Origin of the sequence: Thermoanaerobacter sp. YS13 (assembly GCF_000806225.2) — a bacterium.
Classification (GTDB): Bacteria; Bacillota; Thermoanaerobacteria; order Thermoanaerobacterales; family Thermoanaerobacteraceae; genus Thermoanaerobacter; species Thermoanaerobacter uzonensis.
This window is the reverse complement of the sequence record NZ_JOOI01000001.1, coordinates 1,257,209-1,279,066: the sequence shown is the minus strand read 5'-3', so window position 1 is coordinate 1,279,066 and position 21,858 is coordinate 1,257,209. Positions and strand designations below refer to the sequence as shown.

Annotated in this window: 20 protein-coding genes and 1 CRISPR repeat array; of the genes, 18 read left to right on the top strand and 2 right to left on the bottom strand. The window is 34.8% G+C overall.

Going from position 1 to position 21,858, the window contains the following annotated elements; translation table 11 throughout:
• The first annotated feature begins 2 nt into the window (after positions 1-2).
• From cas5b to THYS13_RS14610, 16 genes are all read left to right on the top strand, one after another.
• Positions 3-749, top strand: a complete 747-nt coding sequence (gene cas5b / locus THYS13_RS06425; protein WP_042833660.1) for a type I-B CRISPR-associated protein Cas5b — start codon at positions 3-5, stop codon at positions 747-749.
• On the top strand, positions 739-3,072 hold the full coding sequence (locus tag THYS13_RS06420) for a CRISPR-associated helicase/endonuclease Cas3 (RefSeq protein WP_042833659.1): 2,334 nt from the start codon (positions 739-741) through the stop codon (positions 3,070-3,072). The genes cas5b and THYS13_RS06420 overlap by 11 nt, the downstream gene beginning before the upstream one ends.
• Positions 3,073-3,092: 20 nt before the next feature.
• The gene (gene cas4, locus THYS13_RS06415; RefSeq protein ID WP_042833987.1) at positions 3,093-3,605 is read left to right on the top strand and encodes a CRISPR-associated protein Cas4; all 513 of its coding nucleotides are present in this window, start codon (positions 3,093-3,095) and stop codon (positions 3,603-3,605) included.
• A gap of 5 nt (positions 3,606-3,610) precedes the next feature.
• The gene (gene cas1b / locus THYS13_RS06410) at positions 3,611-4,591 is read left to right on the top strand and encodes a type I-B CRISPR-associated endonuclease Cas1b (RefSeq protein WP_042833658.1); all 981 of its coding nucleotides are present in this window, start codon (positions 3,611-3,613) and stop codon (positions 4,589-4,591) included.
• A gap of 190 nt (positions 4,592-4,781) precedes the next feature.
• Entirely contained in the window at positions 4,782-5,045 is a 264-nt protein-coding gene (gene cas2, locus THYS13_RS06405) for a CRISPR-associated endonuclease Cas2 (RefSeq protein WP_042833986.1), read from the top strand.
• A 207-nt stretch (positions 5,046-5,252) separates the two neighbouring features.
• Positions 5,253-6,861: a CRISPR direct-repeat array (repeat unit 28 nt; unit sequence GTTTTATCTGAACTATGAGGGATGTAAA).
• A 486-nt stretch (positions 6,862-7,347) separates the two neighbouring features.
• Complete coding sequence (locus THYS13_RS14790; protein WP_255356295.1) at positions 7,348-7,476, top strand: hypothetical protein; 129 nt, start codon at positions 7,348-7,350, stop codon at positions 7,474-7,476.
• Positions 7,477-8,003: 527 nt separating this feature from the next.
• Positions 8,004-8,666, top strand: coding sequence for a hypothetical protein (locus THYS13_RS06400; RefSeq protein ID WP_042833656.1), 663 nt, complete (start codon positions 8,004-8,006; stop codon positions 8,664-8,666).
• Complete coding sequence (locus THYS13_RS06395) at positions 8,663-9,922, top strand: glycosyltransferase (RefSeq protein WP_042833655.1); 1,260 nt, start codon at positions 8,663-8,665, stop codon at positions 9,920-9,922. Before THYS13_RS06400 ends, THYS13_RS06395 begins: the two co-directional genes overlap by 4 nt.
• Before the next feature lie 172 nt (positions 9,923-10,094).
• Positions 10,095-12,104, top strand: a complete 2,010-nt coding sequence (locus THYS13_RS06390; RefSeq protein ID WP_042833654.1) for a PAS domain S-box protein — start codon at positions 10,095-10,097, stop codon at positions 12,102-12,104.
• 73 nt (positions 12,105-12,177) lie between these two features.
• The gene (locus THYS13_RS14620) at positions 12,178-12,474 is read left to right on the top strand and encodes a response regulator (RefSeq protein WP_235603267.1); all 297 of its coding nucleotides are present in this window, start codon (positions 12,178-12,180) and stop codon (positions 12,472-12,474) included.
• 181 nt (positions 12,475-12,655) lie between these two features.
• Complete coding sequence (locus THYS13_RS14615; protein WP_235603265.1) at positions 12,656-12,862, top strand: hypothetical protein; 207 nt, start codon at positions 12,656-12,658, stop codon at positions 12,860-12,862.
• 247 nt (positions 12,863-13,109) lie between these two features.
• Positions 13,110-13,670 carry a DUF5673 domain-containing protein gene (locus THYS13_RS06380; RefSeq protein WP_042833653.1) on the top strand — a complete coding sequence of 187 codons (561 nt, stop codon included), beginning with the start codon at positions 13,110-13,112 and terminating at the stop codon, positions 13,668-13,670.
• On the top strand, positions 13,667-13,840 hold the full coding sequence (locus THYS13_RS14270) for a hypothetical protein (protein WP_161485927.1): 174 nt from the start codon (positions 13,667-13,669) through the stop codon (positions 13,838-13,840). The genes THYS13_RS06380 and THYS13_RS14270 overlap by 4 nt, the downstream gene beginning before the upstream one ends.
• Before the next feature lie 53 nt (positions 13,841-13,893).
• Positions 13,894-14,079, top strand: a complete 186-nt coding sequence (locus THYS13_RS14905; RefSeq protein WP_082990381.1) for an RNA chaperone Hfq — start codon at positions 13,894-13,896, stop codon at positions 14,077-14,079.
• Complete coding sequence (locus tag THYS13_RS06375) at positions 14,076-14,750, top strand: zinc ribbon domain-containing protein (RefSeq protein WP_235603263.1); 675 nt, start codon at positions 14,076-14,078, stop codon at positions 14,748-14,750. Before THYS13_RS14905 ends, THYS13_RS06375 begins: the two co-directional genes overlap by 4 nt.
• Before the next feature lie 339 nt (positions 14,751-15,089).
• Complete coding sequence (locus THYS13_RS14610) at positions 15,090-16,391, top strand: radical SAM protein (RefSeq protein ID WP_052210476.1); 1,302 nt, start codon at positions 15,090-15,092, stop codon at positions 16,389-16,391.
• Between the two features lie 773 nt (positions 16,392-17,164).
• Here THYS13_RS14610 and chrA read toward each other — a convergent pair.
• A complete protein-coding gene (chrA, locus tag THYS13_RS06365; protein WP_042833652.1) occupies positions 17,165-18,367 on the bottom strand; it encodes a chromate efflux transporter in 1,203 nt (400 codons plus the stop codon).
• A gap of 36 nt (positions 18,368-18,403) precedes the next feature.
• Positions 18,404-18,682, bottom strand: coding sequence for a helix-turn-helix transcriptional regulator (locus tag THYS13_RS06360; RefSeq protein WP_042833651.1), 279 nt, complete (start codon positions 18,680-18,682; stop codon positions 18,404-18,406).
• 277 nt (positions 18,683-18,959) lie between these two features.
• Here THYS13_RS06360 and THYS13_RS06355 point away from each other — a divergent pair, with 277 nt between their 5' ends.
• Both THYS13_RS06355 and THYS13_RS06350 read left to right on the top strand, forming a co-directional pair.
• Entirely contained in the window at positions 18,960-20,981 is a 2,022-nt protein-coding gene (locus THYS13_RS06355) for a VirD4-like conjugal transfer protein, CD1115 family (RefSeq protein WP_082990380.1), read from the top strand.
• 16 nt (positions 20,982-20,997) lie between these two features.
• Positions 20,998-21,831 (top strand): hypothetical protein, encoded by an 834-nt coding sequence (locus THYS13_RS06350; RefSeq protein ID WP_042833650.1) that lies wholly within the window; start codon positions 20,998-21,000, stop codon positions 21,829-21,831.
• Positions 21,832-21,858 lie beyond the last annotated feature (27 nt).

The window sequence follows — 21,858 nt, the reverse complement described above, 5'->3', positions numbered from 1 at the left end:
AGATGCTCAATAGCCTTCTAAAAATTAAGATTTATCAGCCTTTTGCAAACTTCAGAAAACCATTTTCGTATGGAATAGTAGACTCTTATCCTCTGCCACCACCATCTACTGTGAAGGGTTGGCTTCACAATATTTTGGGCGCAAGAGATGAAAAATATTACAAAATGGCAGTATCCATCTGTGGAAAATTCAACTCTGTTGTTTATGATATTCAAAGGATAATAAAGTTTGACAGACTAAGAGGAGAAGATGATACTGCTCCTGTTGTAAGTGATGTTTCTGCAAGGGTAATAAATAGCATTATATATGTGACAAACCTTGTTGATGTACAGCTGTGTATTCATGTAAATGCTGAAAAGGAGGTTTTAGAAAAAATCTATGAAAATATCTTTGATTCTTACTGGGGTTTGGGCCGAAAAGAGGATTTGCTGAGAATAGACGAAGTAAAATTTTTTGAGCCAAGGAAAGTAGAGTACAGAAAATATATAAAGAAAAAACCACCAGAGATAGGAATGTATTTAAAAAGCTTAACTGCTGAGAAACTTATGATTGATGGAATCAGGTTTAGACTCAACCATAGATATGAAAAGACCAAAGATGGTTTGAGGATATTTACTGACAAAAAAAATGTAGTTTTTATTGAAACATTAGAACAGTTAAATCCGATGGCAATGATTGACCAAGAGGTTATGGTAGATGATGAGAATATAATCATTGATTTAATAGGTGATGAGGAATATGAAAATTGATAGTTATAAGGCTATAGAACTTTATGCAAAGAGGTTTAAAAGTGATAAAGGAAGTGAATATCAAACCATATACCAACACACAATGGATTTATTAAATAACATGGAAAAACTGTTTGAAGAATATAAGGAAGAGATAGAAGAAGGCTGTAAAAGACTACAAATAGACTGCGAGAAGCTCAAATATCTTCTAAGATTAGCAATAATATACCACGATTTAGGTAAGGCAAATTCGAAATTTCAGCAAAAAATAAGGGAAAAGGCAAGAGTGCATGAGGTGCCTCAAGTTAAGGGTTTGTCTAAGGAGGTGCCCCATAACTTTATATCTATAGCTTTTGTCGATTTGGAAGATGAAATTGAAAAAGGTAATATAGCCTGTGAAGATTTTGAAAATTTACTTTTTACAATTGCATTTTCGCATGACAGGGATTTTGACGTTAATTACCAATATTTTGAAAAATACATTTGTGAGGACGTTTCAAAGTATATAGAAAATCAAACATTGAAACCTTTATTGGAGTTACTTCCTTCTGTTCCTGACAGAGATAAAATGGTGGAAAGTTCAAATTACACGTATAGAGTAATTAATCAATTAAGAGAATTGATGCTGAAAGATTCATATGACCTTTCGGATAAAAAAGTGGTTTTTAGAATATTTTTGAAAGGACTTTTGCACAGGCTTGACCATTCAAGTTCTGCAGGAATTAGTACAGAAGAGGCAAAGATTCAAAATTTTCCTGAAAAGGTTGAAGTTTATTTAAAAAATAAAGGAAGTTTTGCTGGTTTTAAAGATTTTCAGAAAAAGGCTGTGGAACTTTCCGAAAAAAACGTAGTTTTATTTGCTCCAACTGGCAGTGGGAAAACAGAGTTTGGGATAAACTGGGCATTCAAAAGTAAGCTCATTTACACTCTTCCAATTCGTGTTTCTATCAATGCGATGTATGAGAGATTAGTAGAGGTCTTTGGTGAAGACAAAGTGGGGATTTTACATTCTGACAGTATGATGTATTTACTTGAAAAGTATATGAATTTAAAGCACGAAAATCAAGAGTTAGAAGCTTTGTTTGATAGCGTCGATCTTGCTAAGAATTTAAGTCTTCCAATAATTGTAACAACCGGCGACCAGATTTTTACATCAGCTTTAAAATGGCCGGGATTTGAAAAGATTTATTCATTATTTTTACACTCAAAGATCATAATAGATGAACCGCAGAGCTACTCTCCAGAGTCTTTAGCAATTATAATAAAGACCTTGGAAGAAATCATAAACTTGAATGGCAAGTTTTGTTTGATGAGTGCAACAATTAACCCGCTTATTCTAAAATACCTTGGAAACTATGCTGAGTATGTGCAAGCATATTTAGATGAAGACCTGAAAAAGAGGTATTCTCATATTATTTCAATCAAAGAGCTTTCAATTTTAGATTGTGTAGATGAAATAATTGGACATGCGAAACAAAAGAGTGTGCTTGTCATATGCAATACTGTGAAAAGATCACAGGAAGTTTACCAAGTTATAAAGGAAAATCTGAAAAGGTTTGAAGAAATTCCTGTTGAACTTTTGCATTCAAGGTTTTTAGAGGGACAAAAGAGGCAAAAAGAGCAAATTGTTATCTCAAATCAGAGAAAAAACGGTATCATAATATCAACTCAGCTTGTAGAAGCTTCACTTGATATAGATTACGATATTTTATTTACAGAGCTTGCATCGGCAGATTCGTTACTTCAGCGAATGGGAAGGGTATACAGGAAAAGAGCATATAATGAGCCGCGTCCGAATGTTATTATTTTGACCAAAGACCCAAGTGGAGTAGGAAAAGTTTATCAGAAAGAGATTGTCGACAGGACAGAAGCGTTTTTGAAAAAATTTGATGGAAATAAAATTACAGAATATGATAAGAAGGAGCTAAATGAATATGTATACGATATTGATGTACTCTCAAGTACAAATTTTATAAGTAAATTCAAAAAAGCATATGAACTTTTAGAACTTGGCTTCAGAGCAGATAGAAAAATTGAAGCACAAAAGATTTTTAGAGATGTTATTACAATTTCTGGCATACCGAGGGAAATATTTGATAAAAATATCGAAGAAATAAATGATGCTCTTAAAAAAATAAATTCAAGGTCTTTAAAATCTATTGAAAAATTGAAATTAATTTCCTTTATCAGAAAATATGCAGTTACAGCTCCAGCATACTTTTTTGCCAAAGGCGGAGCAAGTTGTTATGACAAAGATTTAGGGATCTACATCCTTGATTGCGAATATGATGACCAATTAGGTTTGATACCACCAAAAGGATTAGAACAATCTGATATATGGTAAAAAAAGCGAGTGAGAGCAAAATGGAAGATATTCAAGAGATTTCAGATGTAAGATTCCAAGGCATAAAAATAAACTATCTCTATGTGTGCAAAAGAAAACTCTGGCTATTTAGCAAGAACATAACTTTTGAAAATACATCAGACAAAGTGCTTTTGGGCAAAGTGTTGCATGAGTATTCGTATCCAAAAGAGAACACAAAAGAAGTCTTGATTGACAACCTTATCATGATTGACATTTTATCAGACGGCAGCATCAGAGAAGTAAAATACAGCAGTAAAATGAAAGAAGCTGATATAATGCAGGTTGTGTACTATCTTTACTATCTCAAACAAAAGGGAATTCAAAAACAAGGAATAATCAATTATCCGAAAGAAAAAAGAAAAGAAGTGCTGGAGCTGACCCCTGAGTACGAAGAAAAGGTAAAGCAGGCCTTAAAAGAGATAAAAAAAATTACAACAAAGCCCATTCCACCACCTGCACAAAAACAAAAAATTTGCAAGTCCTGTGCATATTATGAGTTTTGCTGGGGGTAAATGATATGCAAAAGAGCTTGTATCTTACTTCCAATGGAAGACTCAGAAGACACGAAAACACCTTATATTTTGAGACTGAAATGGAAAAAAGGTCTATTGACATTGAAAATGTTGAGCAAATTCACATCTTTGGAGAGGTAGACTTGAACACCAAAGCCCTAAATTATATCTCTCAGTACGGCATTGTTCTTCATTTTTACAACTACTATGGCTTTTATGCCGGAAGTTTCTTGCCGCGCAAGAAAAATGTATCTGGAGATGTTGTTGTAAGACAAGCTCTTCATTATCTTGATAGAGAAAAGAGGTTATTTTTGGCATATTGTTTTGTTGAGTCGGCAGTATACCACATGATGAGAAATTTGAGAGAAAGAAAGGAAGCTGAGGCTTTTTTGATTGCAATTGAGGATGAGTGGGGAAAAGGCAGGTTCAATATATCAAGCGTTACAGAACTGATGGGGCTTGAAGGAAGGATTCGAAATATATATTATCAGTCGTTTAATCAGTTCTTACCAGAAGATTTTGCAATGGAAAAAAGAGAAAAAAGACCACCTACAAATCCTATCAATGCCTTGATTTCATTTGGAAATAGCTTAATTTATAGTCATATTTTATCTCAAATTTATCAAACTCAGCTTGACCCAACAATAAGTTTTTTGCATGAACCAAGTGAAAAAAGATTTTCACTGAGCCTTGACATCTCTGAAATTTTCAAACCGTTGATTGTTGATACTGTAATATTCAAACTTCTCAACAACCGTCAACTTAGTCTTGAACACTTTGACGAGGATCTAAATTACTGTTATTTGAACCAACAGGGGAAAAAGATATTCATAAAAGAGTTCCAAAGCAAGCTTGAGACTACAGTTCGTCATAGACAGCTAAACAGAAATGTCTCATACAAGGGCTTTATAAGACTTGAGTGTTACAAGTTAATAAAACATTTTATAGGCGATCAGGTTTATTCACCGCTCAAAGCATGGTGGTAATTTGATTGAGAAGTAGCCAATAAAATCCATTATACCTCACTGGTTATAAGTGTTGAGGAGTACAGCCCAATAAATCTTTCATGAAAGGTTGATATCGCGGTGGTAAGCATTGTTTCTATGAGACATTAGTTCACGTGAACACGGCAAATATTCCTTGATGATGAATTTTTGCCCAAAGGAGTGATTGAGAATATTTGTAATAGTCACATACGATGTCAACGAAAAAAGAGTAAACAAAGTAAGAAAGATTTTAAAAAAATACTTTACATGGGTACAAAACTCTGTATTCGAAGGTGAAATCACATTTGGGAAGCTTGAGAAATGCAAACGAGAGCTACTTTCAGTAATAAAAAAAGATGGGGATTCAGTATATTTTTATGAAATGGAATTTAGAATTGTCTGCAGCAAAAAGGTATTAGGGCAAGAAAAGAATTATGACTCCATAATATTGTAATTATGACAATATAATCAATTTTGCAGCGAACTTCATCATAAGGTATACAACAGCAAGGACTTGATATAACTAAAAAAAGAGGCTATTTAACAAAAAATGCTAAATCCAAACCACCCCTTCGTTGCAAATCATACTTGTTGCAAATAATTTTGAATTTAGTATAATTGTAGATGATATTTGAATTTAATAGGTCTGTTATTAAAGTGGGTTTTATCTGAACTATGAGGGATGTAAATCGGCAAAAAGAATACTTACAAACTTATGATTCAACTGGTTTTATCTGAACTATGAGGGATGTAAATGATTTTCTTGGAGCGGATGACGGGATTCGAACCCGGTTTTATCTGAACTATGAGGGATGTAAATAATATTCCTCGTAATCTATGCCATGTGTTCCCTCTAGTTTTATCTGAACTATGAGGGATGTAAATAGCGTTGATTCTACTACTGTATTTCAAGTGCAAAATTGTTTTATCTGAACTATGAGGGATGTAAATACAGAAGAAGCTATTAAACAAATTTCGGGCGATAAAGTTTTATCTGAACTATGAGGGATGTAAATATATATTCTGTTTATATGAATGCAGCATCAAGAAATTGTTTTATCTGAACTATGAGGGATGTAAATAAAGACTATGATAGTAATGGCGACTAATGTTTTTATGTTTTATCTGAACTATGAGGGATGTAAATTGGTTTCTTACAGGAGGCATTTCCTCTCTTCTTGAAAAGTTTTATCTGAACTATGAGGGATGTAAATTTGAGGAAGAGGAGTTTAAGAAGCTCCTTGAAAATGAGTTTTATCTGAACTATGAGGGATGTAAATCAAATGGGGAGATTTTATGGTGAGATTTTAGTTTCAAGTTTTATCTGAACTATGAGGGATGTAAATCATGGAAAAATTTGTTGTGTGCAAGCAGTTTGTACACAGTTTTATCTGAACTATGAGGGATGTAAATGTTACAGTAAACAGTGGTAGTACAGCTTCTTTTATTGGTTTTATCTGAACTATGAGGGATGTAAATCTGTTATTACCTTTCCTGCACCGCCACCGCCTACATCAGTTTTATCTGAACTATGAGGGATGTAAATGAGCTTTTTATTGTTTTATCTATTATATTGTTATTATGTTCTATCTGAACTATGAGGGATGTAAATTACGTTATTTAAAATTTGTGTTACATCGTCCACTGTCGGTTTTATCTGAACTATGAGGGATGTAAATCCCAGTCCTTTTCGCTGTGTCCATAATGCACCTGCTAGTTTTATCTGAACTATGAGGGATGTAAATGCTGCTTTAAACTGTTTAATAGAGTCAATCTGCCACCGTTTTATCTGAACTATGAGGGATGTAAATGTATTGCCGATAGGCAATAATGCATTGGTTGGTAATTAGTTTTATCTGAACTATGAGGGATGTAAATGCCAAATAATCCGCCTATTTTGCCTAAAATGCTGCCTGTTTTATCTGAACTATGAGGGATGTAAATGGGGTAGGCATATGCGATTGCTCTATTGCCAACGACGTTTTATCTGAACTATGAGGGATGCAAATACAAGTCTTTTATTATAATCTACTTCTTTTTTTCTAGTTTTATCTGAACTATGAGGGATGTAAATTAATTGTTGCAAATACATTGCACCGAGAGCAGGCTTTGTTTTATCTGAACTATGAGGGATGTAAATTCTTTTTCGGTCAATTGTATTAACAATCTTGCCAATGTTTTATCTGAACTATGAGGGATGTAAATGCTACAGCTACAGTAAATACTGCTTTCAATGTTACAGTTTTATCTGAACTATGAGGGATGTAAACGAAGTATATAAATATACAATTATATTCCGGAACGTAAGCAGATTAACCTTAAAGAGCTTTATTGGCCTAGTTATAGAGGGCAGAAACTTACGAAAAGCAGGCTCAAAGCCTGTCTTTTTTATTGGCTTTTTGTCAATAGTTGGAGTGGGCATTTTTTCTGAATGCCTGCCTTTAATTTTATTTCTCATTCTATTACAGCAGGCATTTAGAATAAATGCTCTATTTTTTTATATTCATAATCATATTCAAAAGGTAAGCTTAAAACACCGAAACTTTAGCTCTGTTTTTTTAATTGTGCACGTAAAAACAGTTGATACTGTACACAAAAAAATTTAAAATGTAATTAAAAAGAGTCAGAAGAGGCAGGGAGCTAATGTAAACAGAAAAGACAAGATTATAATCAACTATTCTCAATCCAAGGGCGGGACACAACAGCAGCTTTGACCTGATTTTTCCTTAATAACCATAGAAATTGTGAACAAAGCAATGAAGGCAGCTTTGGAAGAGTTAAATAAACGTGGTGTAGAAAAAATCGCAATGATAGAAGAAATGGTTCCTTTTGAGACTTCATGGGAAGGAGAGGGACTTTTGCTGGAGATACCTGAGGATTGGTAAAAACTGCTGAAATGGATTTCAAAAAAGTAAAGATACTAAAACATCCTTTAAAAAAAGAAGAAGATAAAAAATTTATACTGAATGAAAGAAGGGAAAAGTGTGTGTAAGTATGTGAAGGTATAGCAAAATTATTTTAATATAGAGCTGCATTGATAAGATTTATTTACATGGTGTATAAACCTTGAAGAATCCCAAAACACAGAGTAAAAGATGAAAGGCAAAAAAAGGAGATAAATTAGATGGAGTTTTATAAGAATCCTTCATTCTCCAGTTAGATTTTTGTCCTGTATCTATTCTTAGTGTTTTAACCAGAAGATAAAGAGTTTCTTTAATCTCTTTTCGAAGAAATGAGACTCAGCTTATTCTGAATAGAATGCACATTTTAAAAAATACCCATTCCAATTTTTTGACAAAAATCCTTGTTTGTAAGCAGAGAATAATTATTATCTATTTGTGGAAGTTATTGATTTCTGAAAAACGATATGATATACTAAAACCGATTTGTGGGAAAAAAAGAGGAAGAGTTTATGGGAATAATAAATAATAATTTTGAAAGTAAAGTAAAAGGCAGTTTTAAAGGTTTGGCAGGCTTTTTTAAAAGCACAGGACTGATAATTTTCACTTTAGGTGTATGGTCGTGGATTATAGGAGCTTTTATCTGGATTTTAGGTGCATTCGGCTGGTTTTTGCTTGCATATGTCTGGAGAAAAAATCTTTTTATACCGCAGGCTATATATTCCACAGCCTTTGCTTTTCTTTTGTCTCTTGGGTGGGCTGTTATTATTTGGACAATTATGTTTATATGGGCCCAGTATCATTATTACAGACATTACAGGAAAAACAAAAGAAAATTAAAAATGCCGGTTTTTGAAGCGCCGATATTAGCATGGAAAGAACTTTCTTTAGAATCTACAGATATAGAAAAGATCAATGAAGAAAAATACATACATTGGGAGACTAATGAAAGCCTATTTAGAAGTTTTTCTTCTACAAAAAGGAAAGATTATTTGACCTCCTTTCCTCCGTTGATTGTGAAAAAGAATTTTTGCACTCCAAGTGGAGATGTTGTTATTTCTGAGGGTGAAGAAATTACACCAGAAGTTATAAAAAGAATAGCAGAGGAAGGCCTGTACTGGGACTTTATTCATGAAATTTCTGAATACATACCTAAAGAGGAGGAAAGCAAATGACAGTATGGAAAGTCATAGGATGGTATGTATTTACTTATCCTCTTGCAATGAGCATAATCTGGACATCTGCAGGGATATATTTCTGGTGGAGGCGTGAGAAAAGTTATTCAAGGAAAACCAGTCAATGGCCGGAAAATTGGCCGTCAGTTACTATTCTTGTACCCTGTCATAATGAAGAGGTAAGTATTGCAGCAACATGCACGGCTTTACAATTTCTAGATTATCCGGATTACAGAGTAATATTTATAGATGATGCATCCAGCGATAACACAGCAAATATTATTAGAAGATTTGTTGACTTAAATCCCAATTTTCATCTCCTGCGACTTTCTGAAAATCAGGGAAAGGCCAGTGCTTTAAATATTGCCCTGTCGGTTGCGGTAACAACATCTATTACCGTGGTAATAGATGCTGATACAATTCTTTTACCAGATACACTGAAGTACCTGGTTTATCCCTTTTTAAAACAGCCAAGACTGGGAACAGTCACTGGCAATCCTATATCTGTCAACAGGAAAAATCTTATTGAAAAGCTGCAGGCAGCTGAATTTTCCTCTATTATTGGACTTATAAAAAGATCTCAGAGAGTGCTGGGAAGGGTGTTAACTGTATCAGGATGTGTTGTAGCATTTCGAACAGAAGTTTTGAAGGAAGTTGGCGGTTTTTCACCATATACTGCGACTGAAGATATTGATATAACCTGGAAGATTCAAAAGAACTTTTACGAAGTTTGGCTTGTGCCTCAAGCAGTGGCATTAATACAGTCTCCAACGACACTGAGGGAATACTGGAAACAGCGCAAGCGTTGGGCACTTGGAGGCTGGCATTTATTGCGAACTCATAAAGATATTTTTAAAAGCTGGCACTGGCGCTATCTTTATCCTGTCTATTTTGACTTTGTACTGGGATACTTATGGGCATTTTGTTTTGTCTTTGGCACACTTTTGTGGGCTATAAGCAGTATATTTTTCCATTATCCTCTGGGAATTAGTCCAATTCCAGCCTGGTATGGGGCACTTCTTTCCGTTGCAGGGGTGGTGCAGATGTCAGTTGCTGCCTTTTTGAATTATGACTACGACAGAAACTTATGGAAAACACTTTTCTGGGTTCCCTGGTATTTTGTGTTTCTCTTTGCATTTGGTGCCATTACTGTAGTGTGGACGGCTCCAAAAGGACTTTTTGGAAGTTTAGCTGGGGCTGGCAAGTGGAAGAGTCCAAAAAGACTTAAAATGGAGAAACCGGATATTCGAGGATGAAAGTGGGACATATAAAAAGGTGGCAGACTTTTTAACCGGGAGAAAATAAACACTATGACAGGAAAATTTTATTGCACTTTTCAAGAAATAAGAGTACAATAGTATTTTGAAAAATAAAAATCATAAACAATTTTTTAAAGATACTTATAAACAACCTGGGAGGTACCAACTAATGAATGCTTCCTGCCCAAAGAAGGTTCTGATTGTAGAAGATAGTAATTTTAATGCTCGAATAACAGCGGACATTATGAATAAATACGGATACGAAACAGAGATAGTCACATCAGGCAAAGAGGCTGTTGAAAAAGCACTAAATAACATCAAAAGCCCAGACTTAATTCTTATGGACATAGAACTTAAAGGAACTCTCGATGGTATAGATGCAGCAAGAATAATTCAGCAGCATAAAGATATCCCGATTCTATTTCTCACTGCCAATGCCAGTAAAGAAATAATGGAAAAAATAAAATCAGTTTCAGCTTACGGATATGTTCTCAAGGGTGTAGACGAGTATGTACTCATATCTCAAATAGAAATGGCCTTTAAGCTCTATGAGGCTAAAATGCAGCTAAAAAAGAGAGAAGAGCTGTTCCGCAATATGTTTGAAAATCATGACGTAGCAATGATACTTATTGATCCACAAGCGGGACGCATCATTGATGCTAACAAAGCTGCCTGTCATTTCTACGGTTATTCCAAAGAAACTATGCTGCAGATGGACATAGAAGCTGTTATTGGCGTTTCTACCATAGATGGTGGTCAGAGGTGTTCGGAAGCTTTAAAGAAGAGCTGTAATCCCTGCATTTGTTTTCAGCGGTTAGCTAACGGAGAAGAGAAATTAGTAGAAATATATTCCTCCCCTGTAGATTATCAAGGAAGAACATTGATGCATCTGATTGTCTTTGACATCACCGAACAGTGGAAAGCGAAGAGAGAGCTTGAATTTTATAAAAATCTTTTTGAAGACTCACTCAATGAAATTTACATATTCCATCCACAGACACTGAAATTCATCGCAGTAAACCGTGGAGCAAGGGAAAATTTGGGATATACTGAAAAAGAGCTTAAAGAAATGACTCCTGTTGACTTAAAACCAGAGTTTACCCTGCAAAGCTTTAAAGAACTTCTTGAGCCCCTTTTAAAAGGTGAACAGAAGCAAATTATTTTTGACACAATGCACCGCAGAAAAGACGGTTCTTTATATCCAGCAGAAATCCATTTAGAACTTGTAGAGTTTGATAAAGAAAAAGTATTTGTGGCACTTGTGATTGATATAACAGAACGTCGAGAAATGGAAAAAGAACTGAAGGAGAGGAATGAGATTTTAAGCACCATAATGGAATCTGCAGGAGATGCTATTATTATGCTCGATGATAGTGGCAAAGTGACATTCTGGAATCCTGCAGCGGAACGCATACTTGGTTATTCAAAAGAAGAAATAATAGGTAAAGATTTGCACATGTTTATGATACAAGATATGCGGCTGTACGAAGCTTATAGAGAAGCATTTAAAAAATTCCGTTTAACCGGAAAAGGAAATGTCGTAGGTAAGACAGTTGAGATGAAGACAAGGCACAAAAATGGACATGAAATTGATGTAGAGCTCTCACTTTCTGCCGTTAGAATTAAAGATTCATGGTATGCAATAGGCATAATTCGCGACATAAGCGAGCGCAAGAGATTTGAGGAATTACTTTACCGCCAATCTATTACTGATCCCCTCACAAACATATATAACAGACGTTTTTTCATGCAGATGCTGGAGCAGGAAATAGAGCGAGTAAAACGAAATAAAAAGTCCTTTTCACTTATTATGTTTGACTTAGATCACTTTAAAAACGTAAATGACCGCTTTGGGCATGCTGCAGGAGATATGGTTCTTAAAAGTGTTGCCGATACAGTAAAGGGAAGGGTACGCAAAACAGATTACTTTGCACGCTGGGGAGGAGAAGAATTTATAATCCTATTGCCGGAAACTTCCTTGAATAATGCAGTTGAACTGGCTGAAGAGCTTAGAAAACAGATAAGTACGATGGAACTGCAAGGAATAGGGGATGTAACAGCAAGCTTTGGAGTAACTGAATATAGGGATACTGATACCATTGACACAGTTCTTATTCGAGTAGACAACATGCTTTATGAAGCAAAGAGTGCAGGAAGAAATTGTGTAAAAAGCGAATAAAAAATGGAAATAAAATATAAAGTGGGAGGAGGATAAAAAGAGAGGCTTGTAATGAAGCCTCACTAAAAGAACTATGGAGGAAAAGAAAGATAGTAAAAATATTCTATTAATAGATGATTCTGTATTAATACGGCTTATGGCTAAAAATATATTAGAGGCAGAAGGATATGACATTGAAACTGCAGCTACTGCTGAAGAAGCGATGCTGAAAGTAAAAAATAAAGAGAAATTATTTGATTTAGTAATTGCAGACATTAATCCGCCGAATCAGAATGGTTTTGGATTTATACATAAACTAAAATCGCAGGCGGAATACAAAAATATTCCGGTAATGAATATTAAGTGGAGATGCTACACCAGTTTCAATTAAAGAGGCAGTAGAAGTTGGTGCAGTAGAATATCTCATTAAGCCCTTTAAAGCAGCTGAGCTTGTAAAACGTGTAGTAAAGCTAATAGGATATGTTGAAGAAGAGGATCACTATCCGGAACTTAAAGAGCTGCTGAAAAAAGAAGTAAGCCGTGCCAGAAGAGGTAATGAAAGTCTTTCTTTAGTGCTGACTCAATGCAACGGAAAAGTCAAAATTGAAATTTCAAAAATAGCAGATCAGCTAAAGAACAAACTTCGTGACATAGATACAGTATTTGAGGTTAATAAAAATACGCCGGCTTTAATTCTTTCTGTTACAGGAGCTGATAGCGCAGCGGTTGTAATAAAAAACTTAAAGATAAACTTTCGGGGAAATGGTATTTTGGCATAGGTACATATCCCAATAACGGGAAAAATGAAGAAGAGCTAATTAATTTTGCAAAAGAAAGCTTAATGAAGGAAACAAGAAACAGCGGAAGCAAAGAGAATGTAAAATGAAAAGAACTGTATGTTACTGTTTCATTGTGTATAAATATAAAAATTTACAGATCCTTTAATTAAGTTACATTACAAAAACAAAGGAAGTTTTTTAGGATGTGATTAAAATACTTCTAATAGAAAGGGGATTATTTTTATAAATGAATAAAAACAAGAAAGTTATAATTGCAACATTTATATTTGCTTTGGCAATAATTATAGGACTTTTGGAAGGAGAAAATATCTTACAAAATTTTTTTTCTGTTCTTTTGGTACTTGTAATTTTTGCTACAATATGGGATGTATTTAATGTGGTTAAAGCCAAAAAAGATTTTGGACAAACAAAATGGAATATTAAAACTAATAATAATTCGTTGGTTTTAGCAATAAGTATGTATGTCATTTTAATAGCAGCAAGTATTAATGCTAACTTAAAGGATACATTACATATAAAATTTCTTGCAATGGCTTTTATAGGCTGGATAGCTTATTTGGTTCGTTCACTAATACCAAACGGAATTAACGAAAAAGGTATAATGCACTGGGGAGTATTTCACACGTTGGATAATATTGATAGCTATAGTTTCACAGATAAGTACCTTGTAATTACTTTAAAACCGAATAATAAGAAAATTACATTTATTGTCGACAAGGATAAAAAAGAAATAATAAAGAATTTTTTAAAAGAAAAACTTAAAAAACAAGGGGATTTACCAAAATGATAAAACTTATTATACGAGCTCTGTTTTCAGGTATAGTTTTTATATTTTTACTACTTTTATTATCTGAAAAAGCAAGAAATGATTATAAACAAAGAGGTTTAAAACCTTTTATCTATATGTTTTTAGTTTATGTTGCAGTAGATATTTTTATTGGATTAATCATCAAGTAAGAAAGTAAAATTATAAAAGTAAGAGAGAAAATAATGGCCATTAAAAAAACACTATAAAGTTACAAAATGTTTTTCTTTCTCAAGTAAGAAAAGAAAAAGTACCCGTAATAATTTATCTACTTAGAGGCATTCCATTGCCGTCCCTACTGGCTATGCTGCTGGGTCTCCCATACCGGTTAAAAAGCCGACTGGCTGGGAGCTGCACGTACCCATCGTGCGGGTTACGAAGCTGGGCTTGAGGAAGGTTGAGGAACTTGTCAAGGGCCCTTCTCTGAAAATCTGTGCGGTTGACCTGGGCATGAACCGTCATGCAGTTATGACCATCCAGGATACCGAAGGCAGGGTCTATGCGGTTAAGTTCATCTCCGCTGCGAAGGACAACCACCTTAGAAAGCGGTACCTGGAGAAGATAATCAACCTACAAAAACAAACTGGGATCATCCTAGAAGGAGAACGGTTTGCGAAGCACCTATGGGATAAGATTTCCAACTTGAACGATGATATTGCCCACCGGGTATCTAAACAGATAGTAGAATTCGCTGAGACTCATGACGCCAAAATCATCGTCTTTGAATATCTGGATAGCCTTGGACCCTCCAAGGGGACTAAGTCTCACCGGATAAACCAGAGGTTCATTTTCTGGGTCAAAGGTCGAATTTACCGATATGTCCGGTATAAGGCACTACACGAAGGGATAGTCACCTGCCGGGTATCACCGAAAAAGACGTCGTCGCGCTGCCCTTATTGTGGATTCCTGAACATTGTCCGCTACAACAAAGGCAAGAACAGAGAGAATACCAGAAGTGTCGACTTGGCAAAATGCACTAACTGTGGAATACATGATGTCAATTCAGACTTTATTGGTTCTCTAGGGATAGGACGAAACTTCCGACTTAAATACTGCTCATAAAATTATCTCACATTTATTTCACGCCGGACGTGGTCCAAAACGTTCGGAAGACCTCTCTGGTAACAGAGGGGCGTCCATGTCACCTATACGGTGGTATTGTGGATTAGGCACGAACCCGCTGGTTGCTTGCACCTGGTAAAATACGGCGTGTGCCAGTATGGATGCCAGTCCCGTGCTGGGAAAAGGGTCGAGCCTACGGCTCAAGGACTCTCACGGTCGTGTACCCGGGGCAGGCACGAAGTTCCGGGAAGTAAAACTCGGAATCCTCTGACTTTAGTCAGGGGGGTTCAAATTAGTGGCAAAATATAGTTAAATTTAAAAAGAGAAGGTAGTGCAAAAATGATGCGATTATTTCTTATTGCTCCTGCAGGGCGTGCATTGCGACAAATGAAACGTGGGATTCTTAGATTTTCGACTCTTAATTTTGCTCTTACCCTACCACGACTGGCTGCTTTATGTCCGCCTGACGTGGAAGTCAAGATTATAGACGACCAGATAGAGGATATTCCTTATGATGAACCTGTAGATCTTGTGGGACTCACTGCTGAAACTCCTCATGCGCCGAGAGCTTACGAAATTGCTGAAGAGTTTCGACGCCGAGGGATTCCCACTATTATGGGCGGAGCTCATGCAACACTCATGCCTGAAGATGCTCTTCAACATGTGGATGCTGTAGCTGTGGGTGAGTGTGAAGAAATTTTCGGACAAATAATAGAAGATGCCAAGCACGGTCAGCTCAAGAGATTATACAAATCGACAGGAAGGCCTTCTTTGGAGAATCTTCCACAGTCTCGCTTAGATTTACTTAAAGGCAAAAGATATTTACCATTAACTGCGGTAGAAACGACAAGGGGTTGTCCTTTTAACTGTGCTTTTTGTATGGTACGATATATGTACGGGCGAGGTGTTAGGCACAGACCCATAGGAGAGGTAATTGAAGATATAAAACGAGCACCAACCAAATTCATATTTTTTACTGATGATAATGTGGTAGGTGATCCTGACTATGCAAAAGAGCTTTTTCGGGCTATGATTCCTTTAAAAAAATGGTGGATTGGACAGGCAAGCATTACAATGGCTTATGATTCTGAACTTCTTGATTTGGCCCAAAAGAGCGGATGCAGGGGAGTATTTGTAGGAATAGAATCCGTATCTCAAGAAAGCCTTGAGAATGCTAATAAATATCAAAATCAAGTTATTCAATACGAAGAAGTCATATCAACTTTTCATAAATATGGTATTTTAGTAGAAGCAGGAATGGTGACTGGATTTGATAATGAAGATACTTCTATCTTTCCCCAAACTTTTGAGATGTTGATGGAAATAGGAGTGGACCTTGTCAGTTTTAAAATCCTTACACCGTATCCTGGAACGGCGTTTTTTAAAGAAATGGAGCAGGCTGGACGAATACTCACCTATAACTGGGAAATGTACGATGGAGAACATGTTACATATAAGCCGGCACGCATGACACCTGAAGAGCTTCAGAAAGGTCATGACTGGCTTCGCAGAAAATTCTATTCTACTTCTCCTATCTTAAAAAGATTGTTCAATATAGCTGGACATCCACTTATGCTGCTATTTTCAGCTGTAGTAAATACTGCTTTTCACTTCATTGAGTGGAGTGATTTTAGAAAGTGAGATTTATAAACAAATATATGACTTCTTTTTTGTATATTATTTACTGGGGAATACTAGTTTAAACATTATTTAGGGGTATTTATTATCATTAGATTTAACCCCTCGATCTTAAGAATATTGTAAATGGGTTTCCAGTAAGAACCTGTACTTTCCATCGCTACATATGTACACCTTTTACTTTTTTAAATCCAGTCCACCATAACTAATATTTATTATGTAATCGCAGAGAATATACTTTTTTCTTCCAGAGTAATTACATCAGTTTTTAAGATACTTATATGGGTTAACAACTGTATCCTGTTTCTTCAATGCTTAAAGCATCAAAAGTTTTTAAGCTACTATAGGGGTTAACAATCTACCTTCGATTTTTGTAACTCTTTCAATGAAGTTTGTTTTTAAGCTACTATTTTGTTTATTTTTGATAAGCTTTAAAGAGCTGATTTTGCCAGCAGGTATGATATAATAAGGTCAAAAAACTTAACAGAAAAAGCAGGGATGTAGCAAAAATGTTTGTAGGATTTTTAACTAGTTGAGCGAGTTTTTGATTTGCTAATGCATATACTAAATCGTTTTGAAGTTAACACTTTCAAATAAAGATTGTTGGAGATGGTCGCTGTTTTCTCTAAACAAGTGCAACACCCCATTTGTTGTAATTTTTGCTTCTTTGATTCTAACATAATTCTATGAAAATTTGTACTACCTATATTTTTATGTTTATTTATTTAATCTATTTTATATTTATACTTCTTCATAAAGAAAAGAGGCTTTTTACACTAGAATCGATTATTACTTACAATATATAATATAATGTATAATCCAGTACCGCATAGAATAACCCATTTCGTATCTAATTTTATAAAACGCAAAGCAAGAAAAGATAATATAAATAATGCAACAGTATATAAATCTATAAGGAAATGTCTACCTGAATTTATTACTACTAATGACATAAGACTTACAAATGACGATAATAAACCCGTTAATCCTGAATTAACAAATTTATTTGTCTTGATCTTTGTATATATACCAAAAGTTGCTATTACTAATAGAAAAGATGGAGCAAAAATAGCTAAAGTAGCAACTAATGCACCTATTAATCCCATCACTTTATACCCAATGAAAGTTGCCGTAATAACTATTGGACCAGGAGTCATTTGTCCTAAAGCAACACCAATCATAAATTGATCAATGTTTAACCAATGATGTATGTTAACAACTTCTTGCTGGATCAAAGGTAGCATTGTAAAGCCATTGCCAAATACTAATGCACCAATCTTAAAGAAAACTTCAAAAATGCTTACTAATTTATTAGAAAATGTGGTTAATAGAAAAAATAATAAAACCACACTGGAAATTATCGTCAAATCAATCCAATGTACTTCAGTTTTTTTTATTACAAAATTATTTGTTGTGTCAAGATCTCTATGATTCCTCAGTAATATTATCCCTAATAATGCAGAAATAAATAAAATCAAAAATATGTTATTGTAGAATATAGAAATTATAAAAGATATTAAAGCTATAGTAATTGTTTTAATATTGTTTGTAACAGTTTTAGCTAAGTCCAACACAGCATTTAATATTAGTGCAACAACTATAGCACCAACTCCTTTAAATATAATACTTACAAATGTTAAGGTTTGATATTTAAAATAGATCCAAGATAATACTAGCATAATAAAAAATGGAGGCAATATAAAGCCGAAAAAACTTGCTATTGCACCTCGTAATCCTTTCAATTTATATCCGATATAAATAGTAAGTGAAACAAATGTAGCTCCTGGTATTAATTGTGCTAGCGCAAGACCTTCAAGGAATTCTCTTTCATTAAGCCAGTTAAATTTTTTTACAATGTTCTTTTTTGCTTCTACCATCATAGCCGGTCCGAAAGCTGTAAAACCCATTTTAAAAAAAGATATGAATATTCGCCATAATGTTATATTCTTATCATTTTGTATAATATTTTTATTGTTCATTTTAATAATTTTCCTCCTTACCGTATTTTCTATTTATCAATTTGCTTTATTCATTGATGAAATTTCAATGATCTTTTCTGCAACTTTTTTAAGCATATTTCTGTCGACTTTATAATGTGTAAAGTATCCTCGCTTTTCACCTTTAACTAGTCCCACCTTTCTTAATATCTGTAAATGTTGAGAAACTGCTGATTCTGATATGTCAAGATGCTTCGCTAAGGCATTAACACAATAATCATGAGTCAATAGCAAACTAATTATCTTAAAGCGTGTTTCATCTGACATAGCTTTTAACATTTCTAATAAAGCATCCATGTTATTGCCTCCTAACTAATTAAATATTTACTTATTTAAATTATAATATACTTAATTATAACAGTCAATACTTATCAATAAAGCGTTCATGTCATAATTTCACAGTTAAAACTTTTTATAATGATATCAGAAATAAACAGATATACCTTTACATGACTGCTTATAAAACAGTTTTATTTTAAGATGCAACAATTTGAGGATTTACTGCATTAATTAGGCAGGCTCAAAGCCTGTCTTTTTTTATGCAGTAAAACACCCAAAAAAAGGAGCTGATAAAATGGACTTTAAAGGCTTTTCTTTTCTCAATGAAGGCCCCCAAAGTACCCCAGCAAAAATTCTACTAGGTTTAATAACATTCCTGCTGTACCTTTTTCTCACAGCATGGCTTTTTGTACCCTTAATCAAAACGTTCCAGCTTTTATCACAGCTAAACCCACAAACTAACTCTAAAATAAACTTCACTCCTATAAAACAGATGTACGCAAACCCACTGCTCAGCTTAAAAGAACTCACAAACCCGGCAGTATTAAAGGCTTACCTTATCTTCCTGCTAATCTCCATACCAGCAATAATAGTGTTGATAATTCTTGCCAGAGCAACAGACTACAGAACACAGGGAGTAAAATATCTGAAAGACGACGGAACACACGGCACAGCAAACTGGATGACAGTGGAGGAAGCAAAAAAAGTATTGGGCATAGGCACAAACAAAGGCTTAATACTGGGTAAAATAGGCAGCAAAGTAGTTACACTGCCAACTGACACTTTTTTAAACAGAAACGTAGCAATATTCGGATCTCCCGGTTCAATGAAATCAAGAGCATATATAAGGACAAACATACTGCAGCTTGCAAAAGAAGGCCAGAGCATGGTAATAACAGACCCAAAAGGAGAAATATTCAGAGACATGGCTAAATTTCTAAAAAACAGAGGATACACCGTCAAAATGTTCAACCTTGTAAACATGAAGTATTCTGACAGATGGAACCCAATTGAAACCATACAGGATGACATAGACGCACAGCTTTTTGTAGAAGTAATCATAAGCAACACAAAAGTAGCATCAACAAAGGCAGGAGATCCCTTCTGGGACAGAGCTGAGCAGAACCTTTTAAAGGCACTTGCACTGTACGTGGCAATGGAATATCCAGAACATGAAAGAAACCTTGCAAGCGTATATTCACTTTTAGCAAGCGCAGAGCCTAAAGCGGTAGATTCCGTCTTTAAAACTCTGCCCAACAGCCATCCTGCAAAAATGCCTTACAACATATATGCCCAGGCCAATGAACAGGTTAGAACAGGTGTCATAATAGGTTTAGGCACAAGGCTCCAAGTTTTTCAGAACAAGCTGGTGCAGAAAATAACGGAGACGAGCGACATAGACTTAGAACTTCCCGGAAAACAAAAATGCGCATACTTCTGCATCTCAAGCGACACAGACTCAACATTTGACTTCTTAGCGGGCCTGTTTTTCTCATTCCTTTTCATAAAGCTTACAAAGTACGCAGACATGAACGGAGGAACGCTTAATCCAAACGTATACTTCCTTTTAGATGAATTTCCAAACATAGGCGCTATACCTGACTTTACAAAGAAAATAAGTACAATGCGCTCAAGAGGAATACACTCAAGCGTAGTATTTCAAAACATATCACAGCTTAAAAACAGGTATCCCAACGATGCATGGCAGGAGATAATAGGAAACTGCGACACAAGGCTTTTCTTAGGTTGCACAGACGTTGCAACAGCCCAGTTCGTTTCAGACTTGCTTGGACAGGCAACAGTAGAAGCAAAGACACACAGGAAGCACGCAGGTTTCGAAGGTATATTTGACTTTGGAGACATATCAATAAGCGCACAGAAAAGACCTCTTCTCACTCCAGATGAAATATTAAGGCTGGAACACAGAAACGCAATAGTAATATTAAGAGGGCAGAAACCTCTTTTGGTAGAAAAAATGGACTACACAAGACACCCTCTGGCAAAAGAAATCAAGCCTACACCAATCACTGACTATATACCTGAATGGGCAAAAGAAGAAGATAAAAAAGCAGAAACAAGACCTGCAGAAAAACTTACAAAAGAACCTATCGAAGCAGTTAAAGACAACAGCATAGAAGAAATTAAAGAAACTGAAGAAGAAGTATTTTTCATATCAAACACCTTCAGCAGAACAGAAAACGGACAGCTTAAAATTGCTGAATTAAACGAAGAAGAAAATTCTGATACTAATACAGAAAATAACACAAATAATAAAGAAGATTCAAAAAATAGAAAAAATAAAAAGCGTTTTTGGTAAAGAAAGGAGAAGTCCTATGAAAGTTGGTGAATTCATTAATAAACATTCATTAGAAGAACTTTATCTGTCGGTATTAAAAAAGCACGATGATAATAATGTATATCTTATACTTTTCATGACTGACGAAAAAGGTCAAATCAAGAAAAAGTACAGAGATTTTTACGATGCATTAAAGAAACTGACTCCTGACAAAAACATAAAAGGCAGAATAATCTTTGACTCTTTTTCCGGCAGAATAATAGAAGCAGAAGATTCTAAAAATGAACGTCTGGAATTTTTAAGCTGGGAAGAAGTTTTAGCATTAGACACAAACATAAACGAAGATAATAGTCCTTTTGAGAAGTTATTTTTTATCGACTATCTTCTATATCTTATAACAATGCATGGGAAAGCATTTGACCTTAAGACAAAGAAAAAAATTGAATACGAAGAAAAGACAAAAGAAAATCTAATTCCTAAAGTAAGAAATACAAAAGAAAAGCTTCTATATTTCTTAAAAGAAGTCCTTTATATTTTTAAATCCCCTTTTACTATCCCTGTTTTACTTGCAGGTATAACAGTTACAGCAAAATATATAAAACCCTTTGTATATGTTCTCGCAACCTTAATAGACGCAGACCTATCAACAATTCCGACAAAACTGCTAATCACATTAGGCCTATTTACGTTCTGGTATCTGTCTTTTTCTGCTTACAACAAAATAGACAGCTATTTAGACCAAACTTTTAAAACAAAGCTGAAGAAAAACATAGAAGAACATCTTAAAAACCATCCGGAAGACTCCGTATTTTTAAATACAGAATATTTTGAAAGTTTTAAACTTGCTATAACACTAAAAGAAAATTTTTAAACACAGGAGAGGAGGTTTTTACCTTGA

Coding starts and splice junctions, on each gene's coding strand:
- THYS13_RS06395 (WP_042833655.1), top strand. CDS start 8,663: ATGACAGTATGGAAAGTCATAGGATGGTATGTATTTACTTATCCTCTT.
- THYS13_RS06390 (WP_042833654.1), top strand. CDS start 10,095: ATGAATGCTTCCTGCCCAAAGAAGGTTCTGATTGTAGAAGATAGTAAT.
- THYS13_RS14610 (WP_052210476.1), top strand. CDS start 15,090: ATGATGCGATTATTTCTTATTGCTCCTGCAGGGCGTGCATTGCGACAA.
- THYS13_RS14790 (WP_255356295.1), top strand. CDS start 7,348: ATGAAGGCAGCTTTGGAAGAGTTAAATAAACGTGGTGTAGAAAAAATC.
- THYS13_RS06420 (WP_042833659.1), top strand. CDS start 739: ATGAAAATTGATAGTTATAAGGCTATAGAACTTTATGCAAAGAGGTTT.
- cas5b (WP_042833660.1), top strand. CDS start 3: ATGCTCAATAGCCTTCTAAAAATTAAGATTTATCAGCCTTTTGCAAAC.
- THYS13_RS06355 (WP_082990380.1), top strand. CDS start 18,960: ATGGACTTTAAAGGCTTTTCTTTTCTCAATGAAGGCCCCCAAAGTACC.
- chrA (WP_042833652.1), bottom strand. CDS start 18,367: ATGAACAATAAAAATATTATACAAAATGATAAGAATATAACATTATGG.
- cas4 (WP_042833987.1), top strand. CDS start 3,093: ATGGAAGATATTCAAGAGATTTCAGATGTAAGATTCCAAGGCATAAAA.
- THYS13_RS14270 (WP_161485927.1), top strand. CDS start 13,667: ATGATAAAACTTATTATACGAGCTCTGTTTTCAGGTATAGTTTTTATA.
- THYS13_RS06350 (WP_042833650.1), top strand. CDS start 20,998: ATGAAAGTTGGTGAATTCATTAATAAACATTCATTAGAAGAACTTTAT.
- THYS13_RS06380 (WP_042833653.1), top strand. CDS start 13,110: ATGAATAAAAACAAGAAAGTTATAATTGCAACATTTATATTTGCTTTG.
- THYS13_RS06400 (WP_042833656.1), top strand. CDS start 8,004: ATGGGAATAATAAATAATAATTTTGAAAGTAAAGTAAAAGGCAGTTTT.
- THYS13_RS06360 (WP_042833651.1), bottom strand. CDS start 18,682: ATGGATGCTTTATTAGAAATGTTAAAAGCTATGTCAGATGAAACACGC.
- THYS13_RS14620 (WP_235603267.1), top strand. CDS start 12,178: ATGGAGGAAAAGAAAGATAGTAAAAATATTCTATTAATAGATGATTCT.
- cas1b (WP_042833658.1), top strand. CDS start 3,611: ATGCAAAAGAGCTTGTATCTTACTTCCAATGGAAGACTCAGAAGACAC.